General features: G+C 43.6%; 16 protein-coding genes. 9 read left to right on the plus strand and 7 right to left on the minus strand.

The features are described 5' to 3' along the window. Positions 1-2 precede the first annotated feature (2 nt). Together D0Y50_RS09620 and D0Y50_RS09625 are read right to left on the minus strand one after the other, a co-directional pair. Entirely contained in the window at positions 3-734 is a 732-nt protein-coding gene (locus tag D0Y50_RS09620; RefSeq protein ID WP_117316683.1) for a MauE/DoxX family redox-associated membrane protein, read from the minus strand. A 1-nt stretch (position 735) separates the two neighbouring features. Next, positions 736-1,257 carry a DUF305 domain-containing protein gene (locus D0Y50_RS09625; RefSeq protein ID WP_117316685.1) on the minus strand — a complete coding sequence of 174 codons (522 nt, stop codon included), beginning with the start codon at positions 1,255-1,257 and terminating at the stop codon, positions 736-738. 154 nt (positions 1,258-1,411) lie between these two features. On the opposite strand from D0Y50_RS09625, the gene D0Y50_RS09630 reads away from it, so the two are divergent. Continuing rightward, complete coding sequence (locus D0Y50_RS09630; RefSeq protein WP_232366494.1) at positions 1,412-1,789, plus strand: ion channel; 378 nt, start codon at positions 1,412-1,414, stop codon at positions 1,787-1,789. Between the two features lie 210 nt (positions 1,790-1,999). Here D0Y50_RS09630 and D0Y50_RS09635 read toward each other — a convergent pair whose 3' ends face one another. The 3 genes from D0Y50_RS09635 to D0Y50_RS09645 form a co-directional block, all read right to left on the minus strand. Beyond that, positions 2,000-2,296: a PadR family transcriptional regulator gene (locus D0Y50_RS09635; RefSeq protein WP_117316690.1), complete on the minus strand. Its 297-nt coding sequence runs from the start codon at positions 2,294-2,296 to the stop codon at positions 2,000-2,002. A gap of 80 nt (positions 2,297-2,376) precedes the next feature. Continuing rightward, positions 2,377-2,877 carry a DoxX family protein gene (locus D0Y50_RS09640; protein ID WP_117316692.1) on the minus strand — a complete coding sequence of 167 codons (501 nt, stop codon included), beginning with the start codon at positions 2,875-2,877 and terminating at the stop codon, positions 2,377-2,379. Between the two features lie 74 nt (positions 2,878-2,951). After that, the gene (locus D0Y50_RS09645; RefSeq protein ID WP_170145481.1) at positions 2,952-4,130 is read right to left on the minus strand and encodes an APC family permease; all 1,179 of its coding nucleotides are present in this window, start codon (positions 4,128-4,130) and stop codon (positions 2,952-2,954) included. A gap of 537 nt (positions 4,131-4,667) precedes the next feature. Here D0Y50_RS09645 and D0Y50_RS09650 point away from each other — a divergent pair. The 5 genes from D0Y50_RS09650 to D0Y50_RS09670 all read left to right on the plus strand — a co-directional run bounded on the left by D0Y50_RS09650 (position 4,668) and on the right by D0Y50_RS09670 (position 11,842). Next, on the plus strand, positions 4,668-6,377 hold the full coding sequence (locus D0Y50_RS09650) for a hypothetical protein (protein WP_117316696.1): 1,710 nt from the start codon (positions 4,668-4,670) through the stop codon (positions 6,375-6,377). Between the two features lie 517 nt (positions 6,378-6,894). After that, positions 6,895-7,422, plus strand: coding sequence for a DUF421 domain-containing protein (locus tag D0Y50_RS09655; RefSeq protein WP_117316698.1), 528 nt, complete (start codon positions 6,895-6,897; stop codon positions 7,420-7,422). A 561-nt stretch (positions 7,423-7,983) separates the two neighbouring features. Beyond that, positions 7,984-8,769 (plus strand): SDR family NAD(P)-dependent oxidoreductase, encoded by a 786-nt coding sequence (locus D0Y50_RS09660; protein WP_117316700.1) that lies wholly within the window; start codon positions 7,984-7,986, stop codon positions 8,767-8,769. A gap of 432 nt (positions 8,770-9,201) precedes the next feature. Then, on the plus strand, positions 9,202-9,357 hold the full coding sequence (locus D0Y50_RS20090) for a rolling circle replication-associated protein (protein WP_456300105.1): 156 nt from the start codon (positions 9,202-9,204) through the stop codon (positions 9,355-9,357). Between the two features lie 1,426 nt (positions 9,358-10,783). Beyond that, complete coding sequence (locus D0Y50_RS09670) at positions 10,784-11,842, plus strand: tyrosine-type recombinase/integrase (protein ID WP_117316704.1); 1,059 nt, start codon at positions 10,784-10,786, stop codon at positions 11,840-11,842. 101 nt (positions 11,843-11,943) lie between these two features. Here the strand turns inward: D0Y50_RS09670 and D0Y50_RS09675 are convergent, their stop codons facing one another. After that, entirely contained in the window at positions 11,944-12,372 is a 429-nt protein-coding gene (locus tag D0Y50_RS09675) for a hypothetical protein (RefSeq protein ID WP_117316706.1), read from the minus strand. Positions 12,373-13,378: 1,006 nt separating this feature from the next. Further along, positions 13,379-14,428 (minus strand): NAD(P)-dependent alcohol dehydrogenase, encoded by a 1,050-nt coding sequence (locus tag D0Y50_RS09685; protein WP_117316710.1) that lies wholly within the window; start codon positions 14,426-14,428, stop codon positions 13,379-13,381. 756 nt (positions 14,429-15,184) lie between these two features. Between D0Y50_RS09685 and D0Y50_RS09690 the strand changes: the two genes are divergently transcribed. From D0Y50_RS09690 to D0Y50_RS09700, 3 genes are all read left to right on the plus strand, one after another. Further along, positions 15,185-16,060, plus strand: coding sequence for a DNA replication terminus site-binding protein (locus D0Y50_RS09690; protein WP_108568064.1), 876 nt, complete (start codon positions 15,185-15,187; stop codon positions 16,058-16,060). A gap of 175 nt (positions 16,061-16,235) precedes the next feature. Further along, positions 16,236-17,903, plus strand: coding sequence for an FAD/NAD(P)-binding protein (locus D0Y50_RS09695; RefSeq protein WP_117316712.1), 1,668 nt, complete (start codon positions 16,236-16,238; stop codon positions 17,901-17,903). Positions 17,904-18,075: 172 nt separating this feature from the next. Further along, complete coding sequence (locus D0Y50_RS09700; protein ID WP_117316714.1) at positions 18,076-19,344, plus strand: DUF945 family protein; 1,269 nt, start codon at positions 18,076-18,078, stop codon at positions 19,342-19,344. Positions 19,345-19,448 lie beyond the last annotated feature (104 nt).

Consider the following 19,448-nt stretch of genomic DNA (forward strand, 5'->3'; position numbering starts at 1 on the left):
GTTTACATCAACCACATAATTAATGCACCCGCGATCATAAATAAGTTTTCAGATAGCGAAACAAATCCAAGTGGCACATTACTGTCACCCCCTACACAAGCACATTTAAGTTCCCGTTTATCAATGTAAACCGCTTTGAAAACGGATATGGCCCCAACCGTCCCGATGAAGAGTGAAAATGGAGCAACAGCAAGGGCTGGCAGCTGCGCAACCATGCCAATTCCTGCGTAAGCTTCGATAAAAGGATAAATATAGCCATAACGCAACCACTTCATCGCCAATAGATCATAGGTGATAAACGAGTTAGTAAAGCTGTACAAATCTTTGAGCTTTTGTACTGCAAGAAGCGTCATGGAAAAGGCAATAAATAACATCAGAGTTCTTACCGAGATGAAATCACCTGAGACTACATACTGAAATGCCAGAGACAGCAGGGCCGCTACAGAAAAAATAGTAATGACAGGCGTGTAGGTTGTCCCTGTCTGACCTGCCTTGTCTTTGCCGAAATAATCCCTGAGATCATCGTACCCCCCAATACGCTCATCATTTATAAACGTTTGGGGCGTAGTCTCGACCCCATGCTTTTCCTTAAATTTATCGGTCTCTTCACGAGAAGTTAGGTGATGGTCTTCGATTGAAAACCCTTCACGCTCCAGCAAATCTTTCGATCTTAAACCGTAAGGGCAAATATGTTCGTCAGTAACCATTCGATACAGGATAGCTGTCTTACTCATTTTACTCTCCTTTATTCAGTTTGCCCTCAAACTCTGGGAGTGGACGTCGCTCGGTCTGGACCTGAGATGTGGCCTTGCCATTTTTAGAAATATCATTGATCAGCCATTCCATCTCTTTAATTTCTTTTCGTTGCGCTTTGATAATCCCATCTGCCAGTTCACGCACCCGCACATCCTCGATATTGGAGCGCTCGCTGGTAAGAATGGCAATGGAATGGTGAGGGATCATCGCTTTCATATAGGCAGTGTCAGATACGGTACTTTGAGAACGCACAAGATAAACGCAAGCGACGAAGATCACTGCTGCCATCAGAAAAATAGTCACGTTAAGCTTTTTATTATTGTACATACCCAGCATAAACGCCAACATGATGATTGCCATGCCCGCTCCCATATACAATGCCATATAAGTTCGCGTTTCACTGAACCATACATGCGATATTGCGTACGTGTTCAGGTACATCATGATAAACATCGCGGCAGTCGATGTTACAATCATTGCAGCAAATTTTGAGTATTTCATATGTAATCCTTACTTAAGAAAAGACTATTTGTGTAATATTCTCTCGCCAAGAGGGAATAAATGAACAAATATACGTGAGTTCAAGATTCGTACCACTGGAGGAATAGCTATGCTTTTTGCAATAATTATCAGCGCGATAGCGCTGTTATTAAGCGTGGCTTTACACCTTTTTAATATATCGGTGGTTGCTGACAAATTTGTCGGAAAACTGAGTAAAGTTTGGACAAAAACACAGGCCGTGGTATTCATTGCTATTTGCAGCCAGCTTTTACTTGCTGTCATTTTTGCATTGGCCTATGCAACAGGGCTGACCCTGGAATTGGGAGGTTTTAAACAGCCTGCTGCAGCTGTCGATATTTTCTATTTTTCTTTGACAACAATCACTACGCTTGGCCTTGGCAGTATTGAGCCAACCGGACATCTTAGAATGCTAGCCGGGGTAGAATCAGCTACGGGTTTTCTTTTGATAAGCTGCTCGGCCTCGAAAGTATTCATGACCATGAGCGGCACCTGTGAAAAACCGGCTACCTGAAAATGGGAGGGATCTCGCTGTCTCGACACGAACAAAATCGATTCATTTTTTTCTCATCTGTCTGCTTAAAAGCGTTTTGAGAGTGACAACTTAATCAAGCTTTGCCATAGTCAGTGGTACTGTACATAATTCCTCGTCTTTTGTCAGAATAGTCCAGTCACCACACCACATTATGTAATTAAAACCGTTGAGCGTTCCGTTGCTGGTAGCTTACAACAACTCGCCTATCAATTCCTTTAATTTAATCTTCGCTTCATTCAGCGCGTTTAGCCCTTCCATTGTACAGCGATAATACTTTCTAGTTTTGCCATTTACCTCTTTCGTCGAACAGGTGAGCCAACCGTATTTTTCAAGCTTATGCAGCATTGGGTACAAGGTACCAGGACTAATTTGATAGCCATGATGGCGAAGCTCTTCAATCATTCCCATGCCAAAAATAGGCTCCTGTGCTGCATGATGTAAAATATGAAGGCGAATAAATCCGGTATATAAGTCTCTATGTTCCATTTGACGCCCCTTTAATGAGCAAATCCTGCCGGGTAACAATAAGTTGGCTGGGTTTATGTTATGCTCCTGCGCAACCTGCTTTAATCGGCCAAACGACTATACTTTCTACGCGTTAACCATGCATCAACGGACCACCGCCCTGCGCCAGCAATCAGAAGATAAATCGATCCCATTAACATTGCCCAGTCGGTGCGAGATGCATGAGCCATACTCCAAAAGCCGTAACGATCCAACTCTCGCACATTGAATATCCACCAATCTTCCCCAAGCCAGATCGGCACTTTCGTTGAAATTAGTGCAACAATCATGATGCCCGTCAGCGGGATAGCGTTGACTCTGGTGGCGAAACCAAGCAGAATGAATAACCCACATATCAGCTCGACCCATCCCACGAAAGGTCCCATTAGCTCAGGCCATGGAATGCCAATATCTGCAAAGCGACCCGAGCCTAGAATTTCAGGAAAGATTAGCTTCTGAATACCTTCGGGTAAAAAAACACAGCCAACTGCCAGACGAATAAATAAATTGGTGGGTGAGTCAGACGTCGTTATAGTTTGCTTCCAACCATGTGTGTCACTCATTGATCCTTATATTGTCAATTATTTAATATGGCTTAACGCGGTTAGGCGACGTTTACAAATTGACTGGGAGCGGACTACGCAATGACGTAAGAAAGAGTTGCTAGCGCTATCAGTCCAAAGCAACTCAGTAAGCCAAATACAGACACCCATTTGGGTATAAAACGATCAGAGAGTGGTACATTAAGTGCTGCAATATTGGTGATTCCGTAATAAAGTAACACGGTAAAAGCGCTTAGTGTCCAGGCTGATTCAATACCACCAAGCAAAGCAATAGCCGACATTATCGCAAATGTCATCCATGTCGCTGCTGGAGCCGATTTGCTGTCACTGCTCACATTCGCCAGCTTGGCAGGTAAATCACCACGACGAGCCATAGCAAGAATGACACGAGAAACGCCTAACACTAAATTAAGCACGACGCCGCTCATGGCAATTACACCGCCAATTACTACAAGCCTGCTCCAGTTATGATTAGAGATCAGGGTCGCAATATTAAATTTGCTTTGTTCGAACGATTTAATACCTCCCAAATGCAAAATCGTATAGCCCACCGCGATATAAATAGTGCTGATAACTGCAAGCGTAATGATAACTGCTCTGGGTATATTTTGTCGGGGCTCACGTATTTCCTCTCCCATTGTTGCAATTCTTCCGTACCCGGTGAAAGCGACAAACGTTAGTGCCGCGGCGTGAAACAATGATAAAGATGAAGAGTCGGCAGTGTCTGTTCTAGAAATAGCATTACTGGTTAAGCCAATTCCAATGAAGGTAAGTAAGCCCAGCAGGCTTATTAGAACCAGCAATGCGTTGAGCCAATTTGTGCGGCGAATACCCGATAACACCAGCACGGTAAACATAAGCAGCAGACTGACAGCAATATACTCGACAACTTGTGCAGATATGTTGAAAGTAAGACTAATATACCAGGCGACAGCCAGCGCCGCTGTTGCCGCAGAGGCGCTTTTGGCAGCAACAAAAAGACAACCGGCAACCCGACCACTTAGCGGGCTCAAAAATCGGTAGCCATATTCATAGGTTCCGCCGCTCACAGGGTGTGCCGCGGCTAACTGAGCGGATGAAAGGCCGTTCATTAGGGCAGTAATAGCAGCTATCAAAATGGCAAAAACAAGGTTATCTCCGGCAATGTCAGCACTCAAACCAATGCTGACATAGGCACCAGTACCAAGAATCGAACCTAGTCCGATAACAAGTGCACCAAGCAATCCTGTTCCCCTAACTAATTTGTTAGACACGCCACTCACTCCTCGTCTCATTTAAATTTGTATGTAGAAAACTATACAATCCACACCTTTCAGTTTTATCACTGCAAAACTGCACGAAGATTACACATACGACATCTTCCCGCTTATTATTTCAGCAGTGGATAGGGCTTTAATTGTAAGCAGGGCGCGAGCTGAAAGGTGCCAGTCCAACCCTTACAAAGTAGAGTTCATTGCTGCATAACACTATCATTAACGAATACCGTTATCGGATTTCGATAATAATTGAATTGGTGGAAGTTAGATGCAATGAAGAGATGTTTCTGATTTTCTAATTAGTAACAGCTGGAGATAATTAATTTTTGTAATGCAGTTAAACGCCAGGGAATGGGGTGATTAAATCATTACCTTATATTATTCAATAACCTAATGGGGCATTTGAAATTTTTCAATCAAATCCCTGCCAACCCTCTAAATAAGTCGTATTATTTATAAAAAATACATTCTATATAAACCTCTCCATCACTCGCACTGTACCAATGAATGTTAAATATAATTAAGGAGAAGGTTATGCGCAAAAATTTGGGTATTGGCGTCGCTAGTCTATTGGTTTTATTTAGTCCTTTAGCAACTGCGCAGCAGGCTACAATAAGTGAAGTATCAATGTCGGGACATTTTTTCACCAGTGTAATAGCTGGCGTCGTTATCGCCGTTGGCATTCAATTTTTATTAAGCAATCTGGCCGTGGCCCTGGGTATCAGTGCTGTCGGAGATCTTCGCAAGAGTGATGACAATACCAGTAAATCCGATGACGGGTCGCACACGTCATGGAGTGCAACCAGTAAAAAAGTTATATCGGCAATGGGCGTCTTTACCACATTGACTATGTCGATTTCGTTGTTTGCAGGCACCTGGTTAGCATTAGACCTGGCGCAAAGCGCAACCGTGTTAAATGGCGCAATTACCGGCTTGGTAATTTGGGCATTATTTTTTATGGTTTGTCTTTATTTCGACATTAAACTCACCACAAGTATTACCGGTAGACTGGTCGACTTTATTCAGGCAAGTATCAGCAAAACCGGCAGTATTCTTTCCGGCGCGGTAACTTCAAGTAATCAGCCGAAACCCCAGGAGTTTGCTGAACAAACAGTAAAAGCGATACATGACGAAATCCGCCAGGAATTCGATGTTTCAGATATCGATAAAAAAATTAAGAATTACATAGATCGGGCGTCGTCAGATCTAAATCCAACCGACCTGCGCAAGGAAATGGAGAAGTTACTCCACGAAATTGAAATAGAAGAGCAATACAACACAGATGATCCGGATGCGGCGCGCAAATTAATTTTAGAGGTAGCGAATAAACAGTCTTCAGTAAGCAGCCAGGATAAGCAAAAGTTCAAAGATGCGGTAGGCCAAGCCAAATCAGCTTTACGTGAAGGCGGCGATTCAAACCAGGCTAAAGCTACAGCAGTATTTGATAAACTGAGCCCGGGTAACGATGAGCAAGGTCAGAACTATCGTAAAATGGTAAGTGATTACCTGGATAATATGGGTAAAGAGGAAGTGTCCTCTGAACAGATTGAACAAGATCTTGAGAAAATCTTTAATAATCCAAAAGACTCTCAGCAAGTTATAAAAGGCCGCTTTGAAAAAATTGACCGAGACACCATCACCGCTGCTATTGCTGCACATCCCGATATGGATGAGACCAAGGCTAATAAGGTCGTAGCGATTTTTGACAAAGTCGCCAATAAATTTGCCGCTAAATCTTCATCGGTAAGTACGGGTAATGAGAATTCGAATCAGGGTAGTGAGCTGGATAACCTTCCTGTGAAACGCAGCAAAGCAGAAACACGAGTTCAACAGTGGTTTGACAGAATGAATCGTCCAGAATTGCGCTATCGTAATCTTAAAGGCGATTTCATGGAGATACTAGATAATCCAAAAATCGCGCCTTCTGTGTTGTCAAAACGTTTATCAAAAATGGACGAAAAGTCGGTCAGAGCGTTGCTAACGAATAACAGCCAGCTTGATGAATCAGATATTGATCAATATATGGAAAGATTTACTGAGGCCAAATCAGAACTTATCAGCCGGGTAAATCAGTTGCAAGAAGAGGCAACTAACCGGATAAACGCTTTACAAGATAGTGCGCTTAAGCAATCTGAGTATGTTCGACAGTCGGCTATGGCTGCAGCATGGTGGTTGTTTATCAGCGCTACTGTAAGTGGTGCAGCTGCTTTGGTGGCAGGCGCCCTGGCAGCAAACATCATTTAAACTTAACCTAAAACACGCAATTGAATAGCCCAGTTTTACTGGGCTTTTTTTTACAAAAAATATCGCATTTCATGCTGTAGGTTAAAAATCATTTCGGTCTCAGTAAGCGTTTTCTCGATTGTATAAGGCTCATTACGTTTTTTATTGACGCCTACACAGTGTCTTCACACCATATTGATAGCTATTACGCTGGTGTGGCACCGCAATACAGCGTCGACAGCCGGTTAACGCGAGGCACCCACATGGCTTACCTTCGTAGCGGTTAGTTGAATTCAATCCAAAACAGAAACTGAGGGAGTAGGGTTTAAAACTAATTTACGCGACGTTGTTCCGCTCGAATATTACGTAAATTGACACAAGGTAAGTCGATAATGGGCTAATTAAAATAATGTTATGAGGATAAGAAGTAGTCTGCATATCTATTGCAAACGTATTGGCATAAGTAGGGTTCGCCGCAGCCATGCAAAATATGTATTGCATAGATGACATGTAACTAATTGAAGTAATGGAGAAAATTATGTTCACTGATGGGCCTGCGCTGGACACGTTGCTGAAAGGGCTATGCCTGACGGCTATGGGAATGGTTTGGGTAGTTATATTAGTCAGGATTAATGGCTTACGTTCATTCTCCAAAATGACTAACTTTGATTTTGTCATGACGGTGGCTGTAGGTTCACTACTGGCAAGCGCCAGTCAGTCTGCTGATTGGTATGCTTTTTTGCAGGCCGTATACGCCATGGCAGCGCTATTTGTTGTTCAGTTCACTACAGCGAAGCTACGCCGGGGTTCTGATCGTTTCGAAGCGTTTATGCAAAATCAGCCAGTCATTTTGATGCGTGAAGGTGAGATTAATGAAACCGCTTTAGCCCATACGCGAGTAGCCAAAGATGATTTATTGGCAAAATTGCGAGAAGCAAACGTTAAACAGTTTAGTGATGTGCAAGCGGTTGTTCTGGAAACCACCGGAGATATATCAGTTATCACGGGAGAAAGCTGTTCGCCCGAACTGTTGCGCGGTACAAAGAGCATCACGTCAAAAAGGTAAGGCTTTTCTATGTAAACATATCGAGCATGGGCGCCAGCCCAATGCCGTATCTTCTTCGTGATTTTCAGCAGGCTGCTTAAGTAAGAAATCATCCTTTTAGGCGTGAGTTGCCTCTAAAAGAAGCATTATATTAAATATCTAAAAAAAGCATACTCATTTAACTAGGTTATCGTAACTCGCTGTTCGATATATTCTTCATCCTGATATACCACCGTAAATATCCCATCAAGGTTGCTTCGGTATATCTATAATACATCGCTTTTTTATAACAATACCTGATGCTATTAATGAAGCTTTACTAACTACGGCGGTGTCTCTACGGTTTTGTGGGTAGAAAGTATATGAGCCATTTCCAGGCCTGCGCGATAAAGCATATTGAGGGTAGGGCAGCAACAGACTTTGGCGCAGGTATTAATTATCTTCGCACTGACCTAGCAGAGCGCAGCCAAGATATTGTGAAAATGTAGCCAGTACGCATTTTTCGTTTTGTAGATAATGATATTTACACAATAGAGCTTACCCATAGCGTGGCACGTTGAAAATAAACTCGAAGGATAAACAATGAAAACTATTTTAATTACTGGTGCTACTGACGGGTTGGGATTGGCCACCGCACATGCGCTTGCTGAAACGGGTCATCACCTTATTGTGCATGGAAGAGACGAAAAAAAACTGGCTAACATGTTAAATACTATTCCTAATGGCGTAAACATAACGTGCTTGTGCGCTGAATTTGGCGATCTTCGCCAGGTTAACGCTATGGGGAAAATAATACGACAGAAATTTAAAAAGATTGATGTATTAATTAATAATGCTGGCGTGTTGAAGGTGCCGGATAATAGCCAACATATGATTGATTTACGTTTTCGCGTAAATACACTCGCGCCTTATATTCTGTATCTAAATCTAGTTGAACCACTTACCGGGGGCCGTGTGATAAACCTTTCATCTGCAGCCCAAAGTACAATAGATATGGATGCAATAACCGGTAAAAAAGTATATCACGATGATATGCAGGCATATTCACAAAGTAAATTAGCCTTGACCTTGTGGACGTTCGCGCTTGCAAATGATTCGGATAGAGCATGCGATTTTATGGCCGTCAATCCAGGCTCCTTATTGGCAACAAAAATGGTCAAGGAAGGGTTTGGTATTGCCGGGAAAGATATAGCCAGCGCAGTCGATTTACTTAGCGCACTGTCATTATCTACACAATATAATAATGTAAACGGGCGTTATTTTGATAATGATATAGGGGACTTTGGCCAGGCGCATCCCGATGCTTACCGAGCAGAACTTCAATCCGACATACTAGCTACTATGGATGGCGTTTTTCGCCAACTATAGGTGCATATAGGACGTTAGCCATAATCAAAAATGTATCGTAAAGTATTAGAAAAATCCACAATAATTACCGCCAATCAGCCGTCTTATCCCATATGAAGACTGTTTTAACGACTGCATAGAAAAATTAAAATGACTGACCAACTGACAATAATGTTACTGCTAAACTGCCCAACAAATTAGTTGCCTCATAGATACATTATGGATCAACGGTCATGATTTACGCGAAATGATGTTAGGTTGATATCCAAATCGACATCCCGATATCGCCGGGCAATGGTCACACTGACATACAGAAATATCGATGATTGGCGCGCTGACGACGTAAGTTACTTTATGCGATTAGTCCGGTAATGGTGTAAACGCAGAGAGATTTAAGTTCGTTACGTCTGGGTAGCTGAATTACAAAAGCGCGGTATCGTTCATTATCATGTGGTGTTCTGGTTGCCGATTGGTATCGCGTTGCCAAAGCCAGACAAACAAGGTTGGTGGCGGCATGGTATGACGCGCAATGAATGGGTCAAACGGCCAGTTGCGTATCTGGCTAAGTACTTGTCCAAAGATGATGCCGATGCATTCCCAAAAGGTTGACGAACTATAGGCGCGGCGGTTTATCGGCGCCGGCCAGAAATGAACATTGTTTATGGTTGATGACAACATGGGTAAAGAAGTCGCCAGTGCCGAGGGCAAACCCCGTTGCGCAATCGGTGGAAGTGTAGTCTTGAAAAACTCAGGTGAAATTATCTAACCACCTTATTGTTAAGGCGTAGCAACTGGAGTTGTTGATGCAAATACCCAAAGGAACGCCCGCGCTAAAGAGACGGGGGCTAAAGCTAACAAATCAGCCAGCTAAAGATAGCGCGCGTAACTGCCTGACACACAATAATATATAATTTCACATAATGCATATTATGTTAAATAGAGTATTTATTCATTATAAACGGCTTCGTTAGCCTTGTTGGGGCTGCTACTCCCTATACTGCTATCAGAATAACAATATATTATCTAAAGCCCGATTTTGATAATAACATTTATTACCGGTTTAATGATTCGGCTAGCCACAGGCTGATTAAGCCAATATCAATTGAAACCGATATCTATGCAGAGCTAGTTAAACCAGCGATGTTTCTAACTATCAGTCTATACGTAAGAGCTTTCTCTGGTTAGCTCAAAACTGGCTAATATGTATTAAAGCATAATCTTTGACATGCGTATCTGCTGAGACGGCAAATCAGCAGTCCAAATTGCTCAAATATAAAGCGACGCTACGTGAAATCTGAATTATCTACAGAGGTATAACCCGTCAGATTTCACGTAGCACACGCAGTTAAACTGTGCTTTAAATGCTCAATTCCGGCATCGGTGCTAAGAGATAACCATGGCTATGGCATTACACAAATAACTCTGGTGTCTGTATCATTCCAAAGGTGTGCCTTGCTTACCAACTATTTTTCGAGTTGCTGACGTTGGAAGTCATATACCGTGCTAGCTTTCACAACAAAATTCTTCATAGATTTTTATTGCGTTGATGCGCTTATGATTTTAGTAAATATACGTGCTGGCACTAACGTTAAGCTATCCAGAACTATCGTTCGTGTCCAGGCTATCGATAGATAGACCACCGCTTAACGATATATATAACTTTCATCATGGTTATGCAAAATAGCATAAGGGTGATCGCAGGTTCCGCACATTTTTACTTATCTCAGGCTACGTTATGTCATGTAACGCCTTCCCGCTTTATCGCTATTCGCGTATTTATAGTAAATTGCCGAATTTCACCAATACTGTATACTTGTACAGTTGCCGTAAAAAGGGCACCTGACAATGAGTGTAATTAGCAGTAAAGGTTATCGTGATCGAATAATATGAACAGATAACAAGGTATGATTCAGATAAATCCATCACGCAAGATAACTGGAATTATCATGCGTGATGGATCGTCCGCGATACTAGGTAGATCCAATATCAAAAAGATTTTATAATTATATATCAATCACATACAAAGGTTTTAGGTATGAGTTATTTGGCTACATCGCCGATCGACGGCTTTGTTAGTGTCTATAAAGAAGCGGTAAATAAGTACTTTAAAGATATCTTTACTAAGCTTCCCCACAATACCCAACGGGCTTATGTGAGTGACTTTAATGAATTCGCGATCTTTTGTGAGCAGGAAGGCCTGACCGGTTTTAATGACAGTATGCAAAATAATGAAGATTGCATTAAACGCTATGTTGAGGTGCTGTGTCATAGCCCCCTGGCCTACCGAACTATAAAACGCCGACTAAGCGCATTAAGTAAATTTTTGGGTATTGCACAGTTGCCAAACCCGATTGTGAATTCAGTGTATTTAAAGGATTTTGTAAAACTGTCTCTTTCGCAAAACGAAAAGTATCAGCTAAGTAGTCACCAGGCCGTGCCACTTACGGTCGATATATTAGAAAAGATAAATAACAATGTTATTCCTGATACGCTGTTGGAAATGCGGGATTTAGCGATCATAAACCTGATGTTTGACGGTTTATTACGGGCCGATGAAGTGGTTCGGGTACGGACAGAACACATAAACAAAAGAAATAATGCTTTGCTCGTACTGACATCTAAGTCGGACCAAACCGGTAAAGGCTCATATCGATTTATATCAAACAGTACCGTGGCGATGATTGATGAGTACATAAACGAGGCGAACTATAATAAAGCATTGCAACAAGAGCGCGATAGCTCAGATCCGCGCCGTATTAATCATGGTATTTTATTCAGAAGAGTTTCTAACCGTGGCCATGCCCTACTCCCTTATGACGAACAGCTTAAAGGTAAACATTCGCCAATATTAGAGTATTCCAGTATCTATCGCGTATGGAAACGTATAGCAGATATGGCTAAGGTGAAAGAAAATATTACCCCGCATAGCGGCCGGGTTGGAGGCGCGGTTTCGCTTGCTGAAAATGGTGCAACCTTACCTGAAATGCAACTTGCCGGAGGTTGGCATTCGCCCGAAATGCCTGGCCATTATGGCCAACAGGCTGCTGTTGGCAAAGGTGGTATGGCTAAGTTAGCTCAGCTGAAAGGTCGCTAATTCCTAACATCCATAAAGCGGTACATTTAAGTAGCGTCACTCTGCTTGAGTTCGTCGTGCGCCATTCGCGCATCCAACGGTTTGTTAACTCTCAACGGTGTCTATTTTCCATAAGGTTCCAACAATTCACCGCTTAAGAGTACGACACTTTCCAGTTCATCTGAGAACGGTTTATACGGCAAAGGCGTCAGAGTAATAAGATAAAACCAGATTACAGTCCCCTTCTTGCTAAAAGCCGGCCTTAAATCGGCACTTTTCACACCAAATTTTGCAGCGTTAGTATTATGGTATTTATATGCTTGCTGAATAGCAGCCCCAACCGACAAACTTGGTTCCCCTTTTCCATCCCACTTGGCATTTTGTATATCAAATTGCCAAGATCTTACAGTATAGGAACCTTCTTGCGTTCCAATTAAGAAGAAGACTTCTTGGTTGTTTTTTACTTGGTTAGTGTATTTCAACACGTTTAATTCATTGGCTTCAGCCACAATTAAGATAAGAGCTAGTGCAAATGCTGCCATTGTTTTCATTATGCCAATTTCCTTATTGGGGCCAGCACCTATCTAAGGGGCCGTAATAGGTAGCTAAAATCGGAGCGAAGCGACTGAGCCTGCGCGTCATTGACCCGGCGAACGCATAATAGTGTTCCCGTTGTAAACAGTACAGTATAAACAGAGCATGCATCGTTATTAAATTAGTTTTTCAAACTGTACAGTAGACTGCTAATCCAAGCTACCGTGGTTCCTGTCTTAATTATACAACCGTTCAATATAGCCCATAATTTTTCTTCTAACGGATTAATATTAGTCTAGCGAACCACTTTTCTCGCCGATAATTCCAGTATTATTGCCAGGTAGATGAAGTGTTTGCCAAGAAGAGTGTAAGTAATATCTCAGCCGCTGCTTTATTGATTGGGCGATTGGGCCCGGTTAGTTTTAGCAAACCAAGACGATGATTGATAGCTAGTTTAAACAGTTGTGGCCCTTCCTGCACACGGCAATAAATACGTTCTATACGTAATTTAAATTCTGCAATGCGCATCGGTCGGACTACTACTGCCAGACATAGAAAGCCTACCAATTTGAATAAAGTACTGAAGGATAAACACGCGGGATTGCAGATTGCAGCGTTATTTCAAATAAGAGAGAAAAAAGCGCAGATGGACAGATAAACCATATAGTATGCTGTCGGTTCGAGGCGCCACTTTGTATAATCAGTGTCAGACTATATAGGCTAAATATTCAAAGGGCTTGCCCAGGTAATCGCTATAGGAACCTGGTAACACGGAAGAACACCGGGGAGCATTTATAGCTTGTTTACAGATAGCTTGCCTACTGGGTGCTTTGTATTCGTGATTCTAAGGTTAGTGTGCAGTTTCCTTCTTTCTCTTACCCATATTCTGTATGGTGCCGTAATAAAGTAGGTACTAAAGATGTGGCGAATTTTTGTCTCTCACTATGGTGATATTTTCTTATTTTTATAAAGTAAGAACCATGCAATCGCATAGTTCTTACTATTACCGCCTAAGCGTTCTATTTATTCAACATCAAGTTTCGACATATCCATAACAAAGCGATACGCAATATCCCCTTTAGCTAAATGTTCATAGGCTTTATTAACCTCATCAGGGGAAATGATTTTACACTCTGGATGAATATTATGCTGAGCACAAAAATCCAATACCTCCTGGGTTTCTTTAATTCCACCTATCAAAGATCCCGCAATACGGCGACGCCCGGTAACTAATGGTATAGTGGACGGTTCATCTAATGGACCGACCTGACCCACAATAACCAACGAGCCATCAACGTCTAATAAAGGCGCATACTGGGTAACATCATGTTTTACCGGGACGGTATCTAATATCAGGTCGAATCCGTTAGCGGCTTGTTTCATTGCATCTTCATCTGTCGATACAAGAATCCCGCTGGCCCCCAGACCTTTTGCTTCTTCATCTTTAGCATCGGAACGGCTAATAACAGTTACTTCTGCGCCCATGGCGACTGCCAGTTTTACTGCCATATGACCCAGGCCACCCAGGCCGATAACCCCTACCCGGCTACCCTTCTCTACATTCCACGTGCGAAGCGGAGAATACGTGGTAATGCCGGCACATAGAATAGGCGCCGCCTTGGATAAGTCGAGTGCTTCTGGTACACGCAGTACAAATTGCTCGCGCACTACAATATGTTTTGAGTAACCACCCTGAGTAAGGGTACCGTCAATACGATCGGGGGCACCATAAGTTGGTGTCATGCCATTACGACAGTATTGCTCTTCATGGTTTTCACATTGGTCGCACTGTTGGCAGCTGTCTACCATGCAACCGACGGCAACATGTTGACCTACCTCAAACCCTGTTACCTCGCTGCCTACTTCAAGGACTTTACCGACAATCTCATGGCCGGGTACTAATGGGTATGACTGGGGGCCCCAATCTCCATTAACGGTGTGCAGGTCTGAATGACAAATTCCGCTGTACAGTATCTCGATAGCGACATCGTTATCACGCAATGCACGGCGCTCAAAGTGATAAGGCACCATATGGGCGTCTGAATCGTGAGCAGCATAGCCTACTGTTTTCATTTATTACCTCGTTTTACGTTTTGAATTACTATCCTTACGTAAAAAAACCATAATTAGCTTTGTGCTATTGTCACCACCCGCCCTTACGGGTCAATTCAACCAATAACATTAAAGCTAGTGAGGCAAAATCCCCCGCTCCAGAACCGGTTAATTAGCGCTGTGGCCCGCCAGCGGGTCTTATCTCACGGTATTTTTGGTGAAGCAGCGCCCAGCATACAGCAGCAATGTCCGTTCTGATATTCGATTAGCACCAATGGCGGATACAAAAAATAAAATTAACTTAATGTGATAAACGCGCCAGGTCTTGCGCATAACAATACAGCTGCAGACTTATAGCATTGCCCCTACGTTCCTTGTATTCAGGCTAATGCGCTACCGGCGAATAATGCAGACTTTATTGAGTAATTGGTTGTATAACCTTCTTTTGGGGGCGAAGCCCCCTGCCGCGTTAGCGGCTTACTATGTAAGTAAATTAACTAGGGTATGGTGCCGTAAAATCCTTAAGATTCTTTATAGCTTTATTGATTGCTTATGGAGCACCAATGTTAACCACTGCTGCCATCTGCGAGTTTTATGTTCTTGCACGCATAAGTATTTTACTCAGGGAGATCACTGGTTAGCCCCAATTAATGAGCAAAATTAACACTATCAATTTGATTTAACGGCAAATATTAAGCATTTCGACGAATCAGCAATAGTTTAGATGGCTAAATACTGCTAGCCTGTATTTATATACAGTATACGGATTTTTTTACTATGAATCTACTTAGATATTATATGATGCAAATTGAACAGCACACGGGTGCGCTCAGTGAGCTGTTGCGCGAATTTGCTATTCCTCAACATGCAGTTATGTACCAGCTCCCCCGTATTACTAAAGAAGAAGAACAACACATTATCGATGACGACTATGATGCCATCCCGGTAACCCGGCTTACTGGTGAAGACGCTATAAACTACGCTATAGCCGCCTTTAAAGACATGTACGTTTACGATAACAATATGAGCCGGCGCTTTGTGCAAAAATACCCGGGATTTGTCCCCATGGCGTGCCCGTGGAGCAAAGTCGAACCGGTATTAACGGGTTTGAATCAAGCCAAAGCACAGTTTAAAGCGCAGGTACAACAGTTTGACGGCGCAGAAGAAAAGTTCTTTGAAGTTCACGAACGGTTTCATTACCTAATTACTACCATGGCTTATCGGAAAGTGTATGGTTTTACCGGTAATTATAAAGCGTTCTATTTTAACTGGTCGCGTCGCCCCCGCGTTGAAGCTGACACCAAAGCCAACTGGTTGGAAAAATTGGGACGGGCAAAGACCGCTATTCCAGCTAACCATACTAAATCTTCCTGGTATGCCCTTATCGATCAGGAAATTGACACAGTAACCGCGCTTGATGTCGAGAAATTAAGTATACGCCGTCCTATTAAGCTACGCCCAGAGTGTTCAGTTCGTGACACCGATGGGAAAATGCTCGGTTACAGTGCCGGCCTGCCCTTTTTACTGACTGATTTTCATCAGCCACCGAAAGTCAGCATATTAAAGGACTATAGTCGTACGCCCCCGGTAACGCGAAGCGGACGCTGGCAATTGATTTTACCCCGCCTTCATTTGTATCAAAAGCTTGAGTAGGTCGAATAACCAGACCGGCTAACAACATGGTTAATCTGGTCAACCTGGCGGGAATTCCCGTCGTTCAAGCGAATCGCCAATTACGCTGTGTTTTGCGACAAAGACAGTGGCGATGGCTGATCCGCTTAATCACTTGAACCTGTAACAGTATTGTCTTCCTTAACTTTTTGTATCTATGACAACTGACTCGGGTTACGTTCCCCAACACGGCTGTGCTATTTCTGTCGCGGTTATCGGCGCAGGGCCTGCTACTGCCTATTTACTTGCTGCTCTAGCCACTAAAGCAAATGGCGTATGTCCCAAAATTTCTATTTTCGAAAGCTCAGCTATTGTAGGGCGTGGTACCCCATACAATGCTTACTCAAGCCAATACCAGTTATTATCAAACCTTGGTGCAGATGAGATCCCGTCTTTACATATTGCCTTTTCGCAATGGTGCGTCGATAACCACATTCAGTTTCAGCAAAAAATTGTACCGCGCTATCTTATCGGCCAGTACCTTGAACATGCATTTCGCTATTACATGAATAAACTGGGTTCTCGCCTATCTTTATACACCCAGTGCCCAGTGGTAAGAATAGAACCCACCGCGCAGCGAACTTATCGCTTACATACTGCAACTGCTTTACTGGGCACATTTGATTATGTCGTGGTAAATACTGGTCATGGTAGTATTTTTCACCATGCCGAAACTGATCCTCAATATACCAGCGCCGCCGCTCACCGATACTTTGATGGCCCTTACCCGCTACAAAAAATTCTCAATACCGAGCTTCAGGAACTTGTATTACGGGGCGCCTCGCTATCAGCCATTGATTGTGCGTTGGCAGTGGCGCACAAATACGGAAGCTTTAGCCAGCAGCGCGGTAAGTATAGCTTCCATGCGCGTAAGCCACTGCACATAACGATGTATTCAACCTCGGGTAAATTACCCGGGCCGTGGTTTGCTTCACTTGACTTGGTTGCCCCCATTACTGAAGCTATAAACCAGTTAATTGGCGATAATACATCAATCAGTCTGGAAGCCGTTTTTAAAGCAGGGTTTGTAGATTTTCTTGCCAAGTATGCGCCATCTGTTTATCTGCAAATTCGTAGTATGGCAATGCACCAGGTGATTGACTATTTACTGTCTAACCGGGCCTTGTTAGACGTCAACACGTTGTTGAAAATAGAGTATATATCGTCTTCCAACAATGCTGCTAACCAGGAAAACTGGCAAGGTGTACTGGAATGTTTTGGCGACTGCTTACATGCCTGTGCAAACGAATTATCCGCACAAGATAAGCAGCGCTACGAGAGCGTATTAAAGCCATTTATCGCGAAAGCCAACGCTGCATTACCCGCCACCAGCGCAGCGAAAATTCATGCTTTACTGCGCGCGGGGAATATTACACTGATTAGCCAGCAAATTAGCCGTGATACGTTTGCTAAAGGCTTACCTCGCCATATCGATACCGCCCTGTACGTTGATTGCACCAGCAGTAACAATCTCTCCGGCGTGGGAATTATGTTACAGCCCTTGATAGAGGCAGGTTACCTTACCCACACGCGGGAGGAAATTACCGAGCCCTTGGATCTTAACGTCACGCCACATTTTGAGGCGATAAACGCGCACAACCGCCCAGCCGGACTATTTATTGGGGCACAAACATTATTAGGCTCTACGCTGATGACACTGCCGGGGCTATCACTTAGCCACACTATCGCAGGCCAAATCGCCCACCGCCTGGTAACCGGTAAAGGCGCTAGCGCTCAACCGGCAAACAACGCTCTTGCTGAAGCGTCTGAAGACAGCCAGCATGGTGACTCGACCGCAGATACGACGCTAACGACCGCGGGGTAATAGCAGGCTTTCACATTTGCTTGAGGTCAATTTTATGATTTTTGCATATTGAAACTACCCGCTAGTTCGGTAAGGTAGACGCACTTTTTTTATTAACGTGCAGCAGGCGTAATATCAACGCACTGATAAGTGAATCAATATTGAATTTACTGCACCAACACAGGATGTCGCAATGAAGGTAAAAGTAATGGGTGCAGGGGTGGTAATCCTCACTATTCTGGCGGGCGGTCAATATTATACGCAGGCAAGTTACCGCGATAGGCTTCACCAGCAAATCGACAAGCTCAATACCTTATATACGCCCCAGGGCATTTCTGTAACAGCAAAGTCTGCAGCGCATTCATGGCTTGGCGCTACCGATAAATTCGCCGTTGATTTGGCCCCGGGCCATCCTCTTTCGCAAGTACTTGGCCAGTCTTCAGGGTTGCATATCCTGGTGGATAATAAATGTCAGTTCTGGCCATTTTACGTTAGCTGTGAAAATACCCTACATGCTAATGATGAAGCTACCGCCAACTTGGCCGATACCTTTGATATCCAGTACACCATGGGCTGGTCAGCTAACATGTTGGTTAATTCACTGAACAGCCACCTGGCTACTCAGTCATTTATTATTGATCAATACGACGGCACGCTTACCGTAAACCCGTTATCTATACAGACGGACAGCGATCTGGCTACCTCGTTTATCGATCTGTTGGTGGATTGGCAAGGGATCAGCCTGACCGGCAGTTCATCCGGCACCAATATTGACATGGGCAAATCAGTGATAGAGGCTGAACTAACCAAAATTGAGGGAGAATACTTTGTCAGTGAGTCAGATATAACTCTGGACAGCCTCACCATAACGTCTCAGGACATGGGCGTAATGTCCGGTACAATTACTCTGAACGCACTCTCTGCAGCCAGTGAACTAGAAGCCGAAACGGCCGATACTTACGAACTTGAGCAAACCTTTTCGATAAGCAAAATAACCGCTGCGCCCTCCGATATTGTAGTAGAAGATCTTACGTTCGATCTGGCGTTAGACGGATTAACCAAACGTTTCCTGGCCAAAGCCAAAGCATCAGACGATACATTAACAGACCAGCAGTTACTAAACGCGGCGTTAGATGAGTTTGGGGCGGTCACACACAACCTGGACTTTGAGAAAATCGGCTTCAAATACAATCAACAGCCCGTACTGTTTACTGCCGCATTGACTATTGATAAACATAGCAGCGCCGATATTAACCAGGGAAAGCTGGGTAATAAAATCAGCGGTAAGGCCAACCTGTCTGTTGCACAAGCACTGGTCAAAGAAAATCCAGTGGCGGCTATGCTAATTCAGGAGAAACTAAAACAAGGTGTAGTAACGCTAAACGAGGGCACATACAACATGCCGTTGACGCTGCAAAATGGTGTGATGAAAGCCAATGGTAAAGCCATCTACCAGCTTTAATACAGTGGCGCCATTCAATCGTGCGGCCCATTGCGGCTATTTTGTGGGTGCAGACAAAACGCTGCGCCCAGGAAGCCGAAGCGGTATCTCAGTAAGTCGTCAGG

Origin of the sequence: Salinimonas sediminis, assembly GCF_003429285.1 — a bacterium.
Taxonomy (GTDB): Bacteria; Pseudomonadota; Gammaproteobacteria; order Enterobacterales; family Alteromonadaceae; genus Alteromonas; species Alteromonas indica.

Excerpts from the sequence above, each read along its gene's own strand:
- D0Y50_RS09620 (WP_117316683.1), bottom strand. The coding sequence starts at position 734 with ATGAGTAAGACAGCTATCCTGTATCGAATGGTTACTGACGAACATATT.
- D0Y50_RS09625 (WP_117316685.1), bottom strand. The coding sequence starts at position 1,257 with ATGAAATACTCAAAATTTGCTGCAATGATTGTAACATCGACTGCCGCG.
- D0Y50_RS09635 (WP_117316690.1), bottom strand. The coding sequence starts at position 2,296 with ATGGAACATAGAGACTTATATACCGGATTTATTCGCCTTCATATTTTA.
- D0Y50_RS09640 (WP_117316692.1), bottom strand. The coding sequence starts at position 2,877 with ATGAGTGACACACATGGTTGGAAGCAAACTATAACGACGTCTGACTCA.
- D0Y50_RS09650 (WP_117316696.1), top strand. The coding sequence starts at position 4,668 with ATGCGCAAAAATTTGGGTATTGGCGTCGCTAGTCTATTGGTTTTATTT.
- D0Y50_RS09655 (WP_117316698.1), top strand. The coding sequence starts at position 6,895 with ATGTTCACTGATGGGCCTGCGCTGGACACGTTGCTGAAAGGGCTATGC.
- D0Y50_RS09660 (WP_117316700.1), top strand. The coding sequence starts at position 7,984 with ATGAAAACTATTTTAATTACTGGTGCTACTGACGGGTTGGGATTGGCC.
- D0Y50_RS09670 (WP_117316704.1), top strand. The coding sequence starts at position 10,784 with ATGAGTTATTTGGCTACATCGCCGATCGACGGCTTTGTTAGTGTCTAT.
- D0Y50_RS09675 (WP_117316706.1), bottom strand. The coding sequence starts at position 12,372 with ATGAAAACAATGGCAGCATTTGCACTAGCTCTTATCTTAATTGTGGCT.
- D0Y50_RS09685 (WP_117316710.1), bottom strand. The coding sequence starts at position 14,428 with ATGAAAACAGTAGGCTATGCTGCTCACGATTCAGACGCCCATATGGTG.
- D0Y50_RS09690 (WP_108568064.1), top strand. The coding sequence starts at position 15,185 with ATGAATCTACTTAGATATTATATGATGCAAATTGAACAGCACACGGGT.
- D0Y50_RS09695 (WP_117316712.1), top strand. The coding sequence starts at position 16,236 with ATGACAACTGACTCGGGTTACGTTCCCCAACACGGCTGTGCTATTTCT.
- D0Y50_RS09700 (WP_117316714.1), top strand. The coding sequence starts at position 18,076 with ATGAAGGTAAAAGTAATGGGTGCAGGGGTGGTAATCCTCACTATTCTG.